A 12998-nucleotide genomic window follows, 5' to 3' on the forward strand; every position below is an offset into this window, starting at 1 on the left:
CGCCAAGCAGGGCGCAGCCCTGCCGTAGATTGGTGCCGAGGAACGAGGCCCAACACTTCGGAGCCAACGCGCACTCCATGTCGGGCCTCGCAGGCTCGGCACCAACCTACGAAAGACTCACGTCCGCTTTATTCCTCCCCCACCGTCACACTCGCGGTCATCCCCGCGCTCAGCTGCACGTCATCCGGCAGCTTGTCCAGCTTGATCCGCACCGGGATCCGCTGCGCCAGGCGCACCCAGTTGAAGGTGGGTTCGACATTGGCCAGCAGCTGGGTATCCGGGCTGGCATTGCGGTCGGTGATGCCGCGGCTGATGCTCTCCACCTTGCCGGTCAGCGGTTCGCCGGCACTCATCAACCAGACCTGCACCGGCGCGCCCACCTTGATGCGCGGCAACTTGGTTTCCTCGAAGTAGGCCTGGACGTAGAAGGAGCCATCGTCCACCAGCGCCATTACCGGCTGGCCGGCACTCACGTAGTTGCCCTGGGCAAGGCGCAGGTTGGTGACCTGGCCACTGCGCGGCGCGCGCAATTCGCTGCGGGCCAGGTTCAGCTCGGCCACCTTGAGTTCGGCCTGGGCTTCGCGGAACTCGGCACGGGCCACTTCAGCGGTGATCAGCGCGTTCTCCCGCAGCTCCGCGCTGATGGCCTGGGGCCCGAGATGCTCGCGGCGGGAGGCCTCGTGCTCACGCAGGCGCAATTGGTGCTGACGGGTATCGGCCACCGCGCGGGCCTTTTCCAGTGCCGCCTGGTAGCGCTCGCGGTCGACCGACAGCAGCAGGTCGCCAGCCTTCACCTGCTGGTTGTCCTGGACCTTGAGGTCCATCACCCAGCCGGACACGTCCGGCGAAATCACCACCACATCGGCGCGCACCCGCGCGTCACGGGTCCAGGGTGCAAGCATGTAGTGCTGCCAGAGGCCATAGCCGGCCACCAGGGCCACCACGACCAGGGTCAGGGTTACCAGCACACGTACCAGGGAACGCATCATCTTCTCCTTCACCAGTGCCCGGTCAGCGCCACCAGCGCGGCCAGCACACAGACATACAAAGCGGAATCGAACAGCGCTTCGTGCCAGATCCAGCGGCTCGCGCCGATCCGGGCCAGGCCCAGGCGCAACACGCCGGTCACCAGCAGTGCCAGCACCGCATAGAGCAGAAAGGGGCTGAGCAGCACGCCGCCCAGGGACCATTCACGCAAGCCCATGGCTCGCCTCCTGTTGTTCACACCATTGCCGCCAGCTTTGTTGCAGCTGCACCAGGGCCGCCTGGGCCAGGCGCCGGTCGATGCTGCGACCGGCAGCACGCAGGGCGGCCAGCAGCTCGCCGGCGGGCTGGTCGAGCGCTGCCGCGCGGCCTGGGGCGGGCCCCTGCAGGAGGACCCGTTCCAACTGCCGGAGGAAGCGCTCCTCCGAACCTTCCAGGGGCTTGTCGGCGGCCGCCAGGCAGCGGCGCAGGTGCAAGAGTTCGTCGCCGAGGTCGAGGCTGGCGAGGCCATCGTCCCAGCGACTGCGGGCCTGCTCCGGCAGCACCGGATAGAGCCGCGCCAGCTGCAGGAGACGGTCGGCCATGCGCCCGCCGAACCAGTTCTCCGCGCCCGCCAGGGCCACACCGGTCAGCCGCGCCAGGTCACCCAGGGTCACCTTGAGCAGGCGGCGGCCGTGCCAGACCGGATTGCGCAGTGGAATCAGGCGGAACGACAGCACCGCGAAGCCCACCCCCAGCAGCATGGAAATCGCCTCGTTGAAGAACAGTCCGACATCGAAGCGCATGATGTTCTGCGGCGCGCAAAGCACGATGAAATGCAGGCAGAAAGAGGTGGCCGTGGCGCCCAGGGCCGGCTTGGCCATGCCCAGGGCCCCGAAGAACAGCGGCACACCCAGGGCCAGGCAGAGCATGGCAAAACCACTGAGCTGGGGCAGTATCACCTGCCCGACCACAAAGGCCACGGGCAGCGCATAGACGATGCCGCGCAGAAAAAGGAAGCCGATCTGCTCGGCATTCTCGCGGCTGGCGAACAGCCCGCAGATCACGCAGGTGAGGGTCAGCGCGCCCACCGCCGAGGTCCAGGCGGTGGCCAGCCAGAATGCCGACAACCCGAGGAAGGCCAGGGCACTGCGCAGGCCATAGATGGTGGCGGTCTGCAGGTCGCGGTGGGTGGAGAGCGGCGGCGGTGCATCGGCCGGTGCCTCGCCGCGCTCCACGGCATGCATGGAACCCACTGCCGTCGCGGCCTGGCGCATCACCACCGCCATGCGCCCGAGGCAATACTGCTGGACGGTGGACAGGCTTTCGTCCTCGGACGCCAGCAGCAGGCGTTCACGCAGATCGTCCAGGCGCGGCACGTCGGGCTCGGCCAGGGTCTGCTCCACCTCTTCCAGCAAGGGCCGCAGCCGCTCGGCCTCGCCTTCCCCCAGCTGGCGCCACTGCCGCGCGACACCACGGGCCAGGCGCAGCAGGCTGAGCAGGTCGTGGCTGAGCACCTGCAGGGCCACGGCGCGCTGGCGACCGCGGTTGCCTTCGAACCAGGCGTGCTCACGCTGGGCATCCACCGCAACGATGCGCCCGAGTACACCGAGCAGGCCCTGGCGCTCCTGGCGTTCACCCTTGAGCGCAGTGATCGCCGCCTGGATACCGCATTGCCAGGCATCCCGCGCCTGGCGCGCCAACTGGCGTTCGACCCGCTGCGGCCAGAGCAGCGCGCTGGTGAGGGTGGCACAGAGGATGCCGAGGCAGATTTCCGTGCAGCGGGCCACCGCCTGGTCGAACACCGCCAGCGGATGGGCGATGGCCGGCAGGCCGATGATGGCGACGGTGTAGCCCGCCAGCACGAAGGAATAGGACCAGGCGCTGCGCATCATGGTCGACGCGGCGGTGCAGATGCCCAGCCAGGTGGCCAGCGCCAGCAGGAACAGCCAGGGCGTCTGGGCGAAGAGCGCCACTATCACCACCGACATCACCGTCCCCACCAGGGTGCCGAGCAGCCGCGCCAGGCCCTTCTGCACCACCATGCCGGAGAGCGGCTGGGCCACGATGAAGGCGGTCATCAGCGCCCACTGCGGCTGCTGCAGGTCGAAGCGGAACGCGCACCAGAGCGCAAGGCCGCCGCCCAGCAGGGTCTTGATGACGAATTGCAGCGCCGGAATGTCAGGCGCCAGAAAGGCACGCAGGGAATCGCGCACGGGCAAGGTCCAGGGCTCAACCAGATAGAAATTGAAGATAGCCCGCCGGGACCGGCCAGCTATACGCAAGGCTTATTATTAGTGTCCTATCTGTTTTCGTCCAGAGGGGGAGCTCGCGTTCGTCGGCTCCTCGTTGCCAATTAATTAAACACATATTTAAATAAAACCGTTGTTTCTGCACCGGAGATTTCCCGTGACCCGCCCCCGCGCCCCCGGCCGCCCCACAGGCGATTCCCAGCTCCAGCGCGAACGCCTGCTGGACGCCGCCACCCAGGCCTTCGCCCAGATCGGCATCCACGCCACCAGCCTGCGTGGCATCGCCCAGCAGGCCGGGGTGACGCCGGCCCTGGTCAACTACTACTTCGGCAACAAGGAACGCCTGGTGGACGCCATGGTGGAAGAGCGCCTGCTACCGCTGTTCCAGGGCATGGCCGAACGCCTGCAGCAAGTGGGCGACGACCCGCTGGAGCTGGTCACTGCCTTTGTCCGTGGCATGAGTGCCAACCTCAGCCGCAATCCCTGGCTGCCACCGCTCTGGGTGCGCGAAGTGCTCTGCGAAGGCGGCGCCCTGCGGGAAATGCTGGCCGGACGCTTCGCGCCCATGGTGCCCATCCTGCTGGCCCAGCGCTTCGCCGCGGCCCAGGCCGGCGGACGCCTGAACCCCGACATCGATCCGCGCCTGCTGGTGGTTTCGCTGGTGGGCCTGGTGATGCTGCCCTACGCCGCCGGGCAGATCTGGCGCGGCATCTTCGCCAGCCCGGAACTGGGTGACGAGGCCATGGTGAAGCACATACTGGCCCTGCTGGAACGCGGCCTGGAGGTGAAACCATGAACAGGTTGCTTCCCTGCCTGCTGGCCTTCACCCTGCTCGGCGGCTGCGAGGACCCGGCCCGGGAACCCTTGCTCGGCACCCTGGAATGGGACCGCATCGGCCTGCCTGCCGAGGCCTCGGAAACCATCCTCGCCTGGCGCGTCGCCGAGGGCGATCTGGTGCACGAAGGCCAGTTGCTGCTGGAGCTGGACCCGCGCCGCCTCGATGCCCGCCTCAAGGAAGCCGAAGGCGACGTCGGCCTGGCCCAGGCGCGGCTCGACGAGCTGGCCAATGGCGCCCGCAGCGAAACCATGGACGCCGCCCGCGCCACCCTCAGCCGCAACCGCGCCGAACACACCGACGCCGAGCGCACCTTCCAGCGTATCCAGGCCCTCTACCAGCGCCGCCAGGTGGCCATCGCCGAGCTGGACCGCGCCCGCGCCGCCCGCGACCAGGCGCTCGCCGCCGTGAACAACGCCGATGCCCAGTTGCGCGAACTCACCAACGGCACCCGCCCGGAACAGATCGAGCAGGCCACCGCCCAGCTCCAGGCCGCCCAGGGCCGGCTGGCGCAGCTGCAGGTCACCCGCGAGCATCTCAGCCTGCGCGCACCTCGCGCGGGCCGGGTCGACGCCCTGCCCTTCAAGCCCGGTGACCAGCCGCCGCTGAATGCCGAACTGGTCAGCCTGCTGGTGGGCGACGCGCCCTACGCACGGGTCTACGTGCCGGCCTCGGTGCGTCCGCAGATCGCCATCGGCGACGCCCTCAAGGTGAAGGTGGAAGGCGTGCCTGAGCCCTTCGATGCGACGGTGCGCAGCATCGCCAGCGAATCCAGCTTCACGCCCTACTTCGCCCTCACCGGAGAGGACGCCAGCCGCCTGGTCTACCGCGCCGAACTGGTGCTGCAAGGCGAGGCCGCGCGCCAGCTGCCCGCCGGCCTGCCGGTGCAGGCGGAGCGAGTGAGCCATGAACAGCAATGAAGAAATCGTCATCCGGGCCAGCGGCCTGACCAAGCGCTTCGGCCAGCTCACCGCGGTCGACGGGCTGGACCTGCACGTCAACCGCGCCGAGGTGTTCGGCTTCCTTGGCCCCAACGGCAGCGGCAAGTCCACCACCATCCGTATGCTCTGCGGCCTGCTGCTGCCCAGCAGCGGCGAGATCGACGTGCTGGGCTGCCAGGTCCCGCGCGATGCCGAGGCGCTGAAGCGGCGCATCGGCTACATGACCCAGAAGTTCTCCCTCTACGAAGACCTGACGGTGGGCGAGAACCTGGAATTCCTCGCCACCGTCCAGGGGCTGGACCGCCGCGAGGCGCGCCAGCGCATCGACGAGCTGCTGGAACGCTACTGGCTGGCGGATCGCCGCAAGCAGCTGGCCGGCACCATGAGCGGCGGCCAGAAGCAACGCCTGGCCCTGGCCGGCGCCGTGCTGCACAAACCCGACCTGCTGCTGCTGGACGAACCCACCAGCGCCGTGGACCCGCAATCGCGCCGGGAATTCTGGGATTCGCTGTTCGAGCTGGCGGAGGCCGGCACCACCCTGCTGGTCTCAACCCACTACATGGATGAAGCGGAACGCTGCACCCGCCTCGGCATCCTCGACGCCGGCCGGCTGGTGGCCGACGGCAGCCCGGCGGACCTGATGGCCGCCCTGCCCGGCCGCCCGCTGCTGGTGGAGTGCGCCCAACCGCGCCAGGCCCAGCGTGCCCTGCAAGGCGCCGAGGAGGTCATCGCCATGGCCCAGATCGGCGCCTCGCTGCGGGTGCTAAGCGCCGTCGGCGACGCCCGCGAACGCATCGCCCGACGCCTGGCCGGCAACGGCGTGGCAGCCGAAGTGACCTACACCCAGGCCAACCTCGAAGACGTCTTCGTCGCCGTCACCCACCGCCCGCTCGAACGGTCTGGAGCCTCGTCATGAACCTGCGCCGCCTGGGGGCCATAGTGGTCAAGGAACTGCGCCAGCTGCGCCGCGACCGCCTGACTTTCGCCATGATCGTCGGCATCCCCATCATGCAGCTGGTGCTCTTCGGCTACGCCATCAACATGGACGTGCGCGGCCTGCACGCCGCCGTACTGGACCAGGCCGACACCGCCCGCTCCCGCGAAGTGGTGGCGGAACTCGGCGCCAGCCAGGTGCTGGATTACCGTTACCAGCTGTCCAGTCCGCAACAGCTCGACCGACTGCTGCGCGAAGGCAGCATCAGTGCCGCCCTGGTAGTGCCGCCGGACTTCGAGGCGCGCCTGCAGCGCCGCGACCGCCCGCCGCTGCAACTGGTGGTGGACGGCTCCGACCAGGTGGTGCAAGCCTCCGCCCGCCAACTGGCGGCCTATCCCCTGCCCGGCTGGCCCGACCTCACCGGCGTGCAGGTGGTCAACCTCTACAACCCGGAACGCCTGGCACCGCTGAACACGGTGCCGGGGCTGATCGGCGTGATCCTCACCATGACCATGGTGCTGTTCACCGCCATCGCCCTGGTGCGCGAACGCGAGCGCGGCAACATGGAGCTGCTGATCACCACGCCGCTGTCACCCTGGGAGCTGACCCTGGGCAAGGTATTGCCCTTCGTCGGCATCGGCCTGGTACAGGTGACGGTGATCCTGCTGGTGGGCCTCTGGTTGTTCGATGTGCCGGTACGCGGTTCGTTGCTTGAGCTCTATGGCGCGGCGCTGGTGTTCATCCTCGCCAGCCTGACCCTCGGGGTGTTCATCTCGACCCTCGCCCGCAGCCAGTTCCAGGCCATGCAGATGGCCTTCTTCACCTTCCTGCCGCAGATCCTGCTGTCCGGCTTCATGTTCCCCTTCGCCGGCATGCCGAAGGTGGCGCAATGGATAGCCGAAATCCTGCCGCTGACCCACTTCCTGCGCCTGACCCGCGGCATCATGCTGCGCGGCGCGGGCCTGGCCGACCTCTGGCTGGAGCTGGTGGTGCTGGCGGTGTTCACCCTGGCGATGCTGATCATCGCGGTGATGCGGGTGCACAAGCGGTTGGATTGAAGCCGCATTCGGTGGGGCGATCATTTTTCTGTAGGGGCGAATTCATTCGCCAAGCAGGCCGAAGGTCTGCCCTGCGAACCATCAAGGGGGCCGCTGCGCGGCCCTTGGCGAATGAATTCGCCCCTACAACAATTCCCTACGTCGCGATCATGAGAGCAACCCCGCCACCGTCCGCTCACCCAGCGCCGGGCCGATGCTCATGCCCACACCGCTGTGCATCAACACGGCGGTCACCCCCGGCGCCGCCCTGAGCACCGAGAACGGCCCAGGCCCACGGGCGCCGTAGACGCCCTGCCAGCGCTCCACCACCCGCAAGCGGGTGCCCAGGGTGTGTTCGGCCAACGCCAGCATGATGTCGTCCACCGCCTCGGCATTGAACGGCGAGGCGTCAACGCCGTAGTGATGGGAATCACCGACTATCAGCTCGCCGTAAGGCGTCGGGCTGACCAGCAGATGGATGCCGTGCGCTTCCAGCTCCGGTTGCTCGCCCCGGATCTGCTCGCGGATGGCCTCGGCTTCCGGCAGATCGGCGAAGGCGCCGTAGTGGACACAGCTGAGGCCGGTGAGCACCGCGTGGTCCAGGCCGAAGTCGCACTCCGGGCGCACCCGCAGCATCTGCAGCCGGCACACCTGGGGCTGCAGCGGGGCGATCTGCTCGGCCAGCAGGGTCTGATAGTCATGCCCGGAGCAGACGATGATCTGCTCGGCACGGCAACGGCCCCTGGTGCTGTGGATAACTCCGGGCTCGAGGTCGCGCACCAGGGTGGAGAAATGGAATTCGACGCCATGGGTACGACGCAAGTACTCCACCAGCGCGGGAACGGCCTCGCGGGAGTAGATCTGCTGGTCGTCCAGGCCCAGCAACGCGGCGCGGTGGTGACTGAACTGGCCCCGGTAGAGATCGTGCAGGCGTTCGCCGCGCAGCAGCTCGACGTGGTAGCCGTGCTCCGGTGCACGCACTTCGCAGAAGGCTTCCAGCAGTTCCTCCTCGGCACGGGTGCGGGCGAACAGCAGCGAGCCGTTGCGGCGGATGTGGAAACCGCCGGCCTCGGCCCAGCCGCCCCAGATCTCACGGCTGTCGCGGGCCAGGGCATGCATGGGACCCGGCGGCTGGCCAGTGACCAGGGCCTGGCCGAAGTTGCGCACCGAGGCGCCCAGCGGCGTGGCGCTGCGTTCGAAGACGCTGACGCGCAGGCCGCGCCGGGCGGCGGCGTAGGCGTGGGAAAGGCCGAGGATGCCGGCGCCGACTATGGCGATATCGGTGTCTTGCAGGGGCATGGGGTTCTCCTGGTGTCACATCCCCTCTCCCCCGCCCTCTCCCTGAAGGAGAGGGGGTCGCCCCAGCGCGGGGCGGACGACACGTTCATCCAGGAATCCAGTCCGGGTTCGCTCCAGAAGTCCCAGCGCGAACCCCTGTTAATCGTTGCACCGATCAGCCCCCTCTCCCTTCAGGGAGAGGGTTGGGGAGAGGGAACCGTCGGCGTCGCGCCTTACTGCTGCGGCAGCTTCTCGGACTTGCCGTCGTAGCGCTTGCGCCATTCGGCGAGGATCTGGTCGCGGTTCTGCGAGGCCCAGGCGAAGTCGTTCCTGATCAGGCGCTGCTCGTAGTCGGCCGGCAGTTCGGTCTGCGGCTTGGCGATGCCGGGGGCGGCGAGCACGGCGAAGTTTTCCTTGTACAGCTCCATGGCGGCGGGGCTGGAGGAGAAGTCGGCGAGCTTCTTCGCCGCTTCCAGCTGGTCGGTGCCCTTGACGATGCCGGTGGCCTCGATTTCCCAGCCCAGGCCTTCCTTGGGCAGGACGATGTCCAGCGGTGCGCCCTGGCGTTTCAGTTGCACGGCCGGGTATTCGAAGGAGATGCCGATGGGGAACTCGCCGGCGGCGGCCAGCTTGCACGGCTTGGAGCCAGAGTGGACGTACTGGCCGATGTTCTGGTGCAGGCCATCCATGTAGGCCCAGCCCTGCTGCTCGCCGAAGGTCTGCAGCCAGGCACTGACGTCGAGGAAGCCGGTGCCGGAGGACGCCGGGTTGGGCATCACGATCTTGCCCTTGTACTCGGGCCTGGTCAGGTCCTCCCAGCTCACCGGCTTGGAGAGGCCCTGCTTCTCGGCTTCCACGGTGTTGAAGCAGATGGTCGCGGCCCACACGTCCATGCCGACCCAGGCCGGCGGGTTGGCGGCGTCGCGGTAGTTGGCGCCGATGCTCTCCAGGTGCTTGGGCGCGTACTTCTCCAGCATGCCCTGCGCATCGAGGATGGCCAGGCTGGACGCGGCCAGGCCCCACACGGCGTCGGCCTGCGGACGGTCCTTCTCGGCCAGCAGCTTGGCGGTGATGATGCCGGTGGAATCACGCACCCACTTGATCTCGATATCCGGGTTCTGCGCTTCGAAGGCCTTCTTGTAGGCCGACAGCTGTTCGGCTTCCAGGGCGGTGTAGACCGTCAGCTCGGTGGCGGCCTGGGCCTGGAGGCTGAAGCCGGCCATCACGGCGGCGGCGAGGGCGAGACGTTTGAACATGAAAAGCTCCTTGTCGGGGTTGGCTTGCGGTTTTTGGTTGTTCAGTGGCTGCGCCAGGCCTGGGAGCGGCGCAGCAGGCCGCGCGAGGCCCAGGCCAGCAGCAGGGACACCACGGCGGAGGTGAGCAGGATCAGGGTGGACATGGCGGCGGCGCCGCCGACGTTGCCGGCATCGTCCATGTTCAGCACGGCCACGGCGGCGAGGATGCTGTCCGGGCTGTAGAGGAAGATGGCGGCGGACACCGTGGTCATGGCCGAGACGAACAGGTAGCGGACGATATCCAGCAGCGCCGGCAGGCAGATCGGCAGCGTCACCCGCAGGTAGTGGCGCCACAGCGGGGCCTTGAGCGACAGCGCGGCGGCTTCGAACTCGCCGCCCAGCTGGCGCAGGGCGGTGGTGGCGGTCATCTGCGCGGTGGTGAGGAAGTGCGCGATGGAGCAGACCACCAGCAGGGTCATGCTGCCGTAGAGGAAATGCAGCGGGTTGCCCGGCAGGTTGAAGAAGAACACGTAGCCGAGGCCGAGCACCAAGCCGGGCACCGCCATGGGCACGAAGCTCAGCAGGCGCAGCGCCTGGTTCAGCCACTGCTGGCCACGGGTCTTCTCCATCAGGTAGGCGCCGGTGAAGATCAGTGCGCCGCCGAAGATCGCCGTGCAGGTGGCCAGGGTCAGGCTGTTGCGGTAGGCCAGCCAGCCGCCGCCGGCGGTTTCCTCGAAGGCGTAGTGGCGCAGGGACAGCGACAGGTTGTAGGGCCAGAACTTCACCAGCGAGGAGTACACCGCCATGCCCAGCACCAGCAGGAGCACGGCGCAGACCACCAGCACCAGGGCCAGGAAGCAGGCGTCGCGAACCTTGGACGGCGCCGGGTGGAAGACCTGGGCGCGGCCGCTCATGGCCTCGCCCTGGCGGCGGCGCAGCCAGGCGTCGACGCCGAAGCTGAGCAGCGCCGGCACCAGCAGGACCATGCCGATCAGCGCGCCACGGCCGAACTGCTGCTGGCCGACCACGGCCTTGTAGGCCTCCAGTGCCAGCACCTGGTAGTCGCCGCCGACCACCACCGGCACGCCGAAGTCGGTGATGCACAGGGTGAACACCAGGCAGAAGGCGGCGAACACCGCCTGGCGGGTGGCCGGCCAGGTAATGCTGCGGAAGGCCTTCCAGGGGCCGGCGCCCATGCTGGCGGCGGCGTCGAACAGGCGCGCATCGGCCATGCCGAGGGCGGAAATCAGCACCATCAGCGCATGGGGAAAGGTGTAGATGGCCTGGCCCAGGACGATGCCCCAGAAGCCGTAGATATTGTCCGGCAGCCAGTCGCGCAGCAGGCCCTGATTGCCGAACAGGTAGATCAGCGCGATGCCCGGCAGCATCGACGGCGCCAGCAGCGGCAGTAGCGAAATCCCCCGCCACAGGCCCTTGGCCGGGATCAGGGTGCGTTGCAGGGCGTAGGCGAACAGGTAGGCGCTAGGCACCACGATGGCGGCCACGCTGAGGGACACCTTCAGGCTGTTGCCCAGCAGCCAGTGGAAGTTGGCGCTGGCGAACAACTCCTGGGCCGCAGCGAGACCGCCGCCCTGCCCTGCATCACCACTGAAACCGCGCCAGAAGATGGCCAGCAGCGGCAGCAGCACCGCCAGGGTCAGCAGGCCGAGGAAGAGGTACTTGCCGCCCTGCACGAACAGGCGGTCGCCCAGGTCGGCGCGCAGGGCACCCTTGGCCTGGGGCTTGTCCAGCTTGATCACGGCGTCCATCTCAAGCGAACACCTGCAGGCTGCGGGACGGCAGGGCCACCCAGATGTCCGGGGTGCCCAGGCGCGGCAGGCTCTCGGGGTCCAGCTCAGCGAGCAGCGGGTGGCCCGGCAGCTGTTCCAGCTCGAAGCTCATGCGGCAGCGGTTACCGAGGAAGGTGATCTCCCGCACCTGGGCGCGGAAGCGGTTGTCCTGCTGCTCGGAGGGGTTGATGGCGATGGCCTCGGGGCGGCAGAACACGCGGCCGCTGGCGGCATCGCCGGCGGATTCGGGCAGGCGCAGGTCCAGGTCACCGACGCGGGCATGGCCGTTCCGGCGCGACTCGAAAGGCAGCCAGTTGCCCTGGCCGACGAACTCGGCGACGAAGGGCGTGGCCGGCTGGCGGTAGATCTCCTGCGGGGTGCCGTACTGCTCGACGCAACCCTGGTTCATCACCGCGATGCGGTCGGCCATCAGCATGGCCTCGTCCTGGTTGTGGGTGACCATCAGGGTGGTGATGCCCAGGCGCTTCTGCAGCTGGCGCAACTCGGTGCAGAGATGCTCGCGGACGCGGGCGTCCAGCGCCGACATCGGCTCGTCCAGCAGCAGCAGCGACGGTGCCGGTGCCAGCGCGCGGGCCAGGGCCACGCGCTGCTGCTGGCCACCGGAGAGCTGGCCGGGGAACTTCTTCTCGCTGCCGGCAAGGCTCACCAGCGCCAGCATCTCGGCAACCCGCGCGCGAGCCTGCTCGCGGCTGCTACCGGCCAGGCCATAAGCGATGTTCTGCTCGACGGTGAGGTTGGGGAACAGCGCGTAGGACTGGAACAGGATGCCGTAGTCACGGGCCTGGGGCGGCAGGCGCGAAATGTCCCGCGCCCCGATGTGCAGGCTGCCGCTGTCCTGCTGCTCCAGCCCGGCGATGCAGCGCAGCAGCGTGGTCTTGCCGCAGCCGGACGGCCCCAGCAGGCACACCAGCTCGCCCTCGGCGATATCCAGGCTCACCCCGCCCAGGGCAGTGAAGTGGCCGAAGCGCTTGTGGATATCACGCACCCGCATATGGGTGGTGTGCTGGTCGGAATGGGACATGGCAAAACCTCGTTAAGCGGTTGGCGTGCCCGGGGGCACGGCTCGACGAGAGTGATGCTAGGCAAGGATTGCGAAGGCTAGATGGCGGTTAGGCAAAGTACGCCGATAGTGGCATTGGTGGATTTTGGATGGACGGTCCCTGTAGGTTGGCGCCGAACGCAGTGAGGCCCAACGCGCCGGCGCCCCCGATACGTTGGGCTTCGTGCCTCAGCCCAGCCTACCCTCCCCCACTTCCCGCGCCAGGGCGAGAAAGTGCATAGGGCAATGAAATGGACTCCTCCCTCCTTCGGCGTCGGTGCGCCAGACTGAGGTTGCGAGCAAACAGTCCCGGAGGGGGAGTCCAGATGAAACTTAAACGTATTGGCGTCGATCTGGCAAAGCAGGTTTTTCAGCTTCACGGGGTCGACAGTCACGAGCAGGTGCAGTGCCGCCGGCAGCTCAAGCGCGCCCAGATGCGGGAGTTCTTCCGGCGGCTGGAGCCGTGCCTGGTGGCGATGGAGGCCTGTGGCAGTGCGCACTATTGGGCCCGTGAATTGCGCCAGCTGGGGCATGAGGTCCGCTTGATCGCGCCGCAGTTCGTCAAACCCTACGTCAAAGGCGACAAGCATGATGCGCATGACGCCGAGGCGATCTGTGAAGCGGCCAGCCGACCCGGCATGCACTACGTGCCGGTGAAGAGTGCCGAGCAACA

General features: G+C 68.0%; 12 protein-coding genes. 5 read left to right on the plus strand and 7 right to left on the minus strand.

The window, feature by feature from the left end; genetic code table 11:
- Positions 1-128: 128 nt before the first annotated feature.
- Genes ACFPU0_RS08570 through ACFPU0_RS08580 form a run of 3 tightly spaced genes read right to left on the minus strand, consistent with a single transcriptional unit; the run spans position 129 to position 3179 of the window.
- Entirely contained in the window at positions 129-986 is an 858-nt protein-coding gene (locus ACFPU0_RS08570) for an efflux RND transporter periplasmic adaptor subunit (RefSeq protein ID WP_377692471.1), read from the minus strand.
- A gap of 11 nt (positions 987-997) precedes the next feature.
- Entirely contained in the window at positions 998-1204 is a 207-nt protein-coding gene (locus ACFPU0_RS08575; RefSeq protein ID WP_377692472.1) for a DUF1656 domain-containing protein, read from the minus strand.
- A complete protein-coding gene (locus ACFPU0_RS08580; protein ID WP_377692473.1) occupies positions 1191-3179 on the minus strand; it encodes an FUSC family protein in 1989 nt (662 codons plus the stop codon). The genes ACFPU0_RS08575 and ACFPU0_RS08580 overlap by 14 nt, the downstream gene beginning before the upstream one ends.
- 193 nt (positions 3180-3372) lie before the next feature.
- Here ACFPU0_RS08580 and ACFPU0_RS08585 point away from each other — a divergent pair, with 193 nt between their 5' ends.
- From ACFPU0_RS08585 to ACFPU0_RS08600, 4 genes are read left to right on the plus strand one after another with little or no spacing between them, the layout of a single operon-like run.
- Positions 3373-4011, plus strand: a complete 639-nt coding sequence (locus ACFPU0_RS08585; RefSeq protein ID WP_377692474.1) for a TetR/AcrR family transcriptional regulator — start codon at positions 3373-3375, stop codon at positions 4009-4011.
- Positions 4008-4970, plus strand: coding sequence for an HlyD family secretion protein (locus ACFPU0_RS08590; RefSeq protein WP_377692475.1), 963 nt, complete (start codon positions 4008-4010; stop codon positions 4968-4970). The genes ACFPU0_RS08585 and ACFPU0_RS08590 overlap by 4 nt, the downstream gene beginning before the upstream one ends.
- On the plus strand, positions 4957-5907 hold the full coding sequence (locus ACFPU0_RS08595) for an ABC transporter ATP-binding protein (protein WP_377692476.1): 951 nt from the start codon (positions 4957-4959) through the stop codon (positions 5905-5907). Before ACFPU0_RS08590 ends, ACFPU0_RS08595 begins: the two co-directional genes overlap by 14 nt.
- Positions 5904-6983 carry an ABC transporter permease gene (locus tag ACFPU0_RS08600; RefSeq protein WP_377692477.1) on the plus strand — a complete coding sequence of 360 codons (1080 nt, stop codon included), beginning with the start codon at positions 5904-5906 and terminating at the stop codon, positions 6981-6983. The genes ACFPU0_RS08595 and ACFPU0_RS08600 overlap by 4 nt, the downstream gene beginning before the upstream one ends.
- A gap of 147 nt (positions 6984-7130) precedes the next feature.
- Here ACFPU0_RS08600 and ACFPU0_RS08605 read toward each other — a convergent pair whose 3' ends face one another.
- The 4 genes from ACFPU0_RS08605 to ACFPU0_RS08620 form a co-directional block, all read right to left on the minus strand.
- Positions 7131-8261, minus strand: a complete 1131-nt coding sequence (locus tag ACFPU0_RS08605) for a TIGR03364 family FAD-dependent oxidoreductase (protein ID WP_377692478.1) — start codon at positions 8259-8261, stop codon at positions 7131-7133.
- Between the two features lie 212 nt (positions 8262-8473).
- On the minus strand, positions 8474-9496 hold the full coding sequence (locus tag ACFPU0_RS08610; RefSeq protein WP_377692479.1) for a putative 2-aminoethylphosphonate ABC transporter substrate-binding protein: 1023 nt from the start codon (positions 9494-9496) through the stop codon (positions 8474-8476).
- A gap of 41 nt (positions 9497-9537) precedes the next feature.
- Positions 9538-11244: a putative 2-aminoethylphosphonate ABC transporter permease subunit gene (locus ACFPU0_RS08615; RefSeq protein ID WP_377692480.1), complete on the minus strand. Its 1707-nt coding sequence runs from the start codon at positions 11242-11244 to the stop codon at positions 9538-9540.
- Position 11245: 1 nt separating this feature from the next.
- A complete protein-coding gene (locus ACFPU0_RS08620; protein WP_377692481.1) occupies positions 11246-12307 on the minus strand; it encodes a putative 2-aminoethylphosphonate ABC transporter ATP-binding protein in 1062 nt (353 codons plus the stop codon).
- Between the two features lie 344 nt (positions 12308-12651).
- Here ACFPU0_RS08620 and ACFPU0_RS08625 point away from each other — a divergent pair.
- Positions 12652-12998, plus strand: a 347-nt coding sequence (locus ACFPU0_RS08625) for an IS110 family transposase (protein ID WP_377691470.1), incomplete at its 3' end; no start/stop codon positions are given.

The sequence above is a fragment of the Pseudomonas sp. GCM10022186 genome, assembly GCF_042656385.1.
Lineage (GTDB): Bacteria > Pseudomonadota > Gammaproteobacteria > Pseudomonadales > Pseudomonadaceae > Metapseudomonas.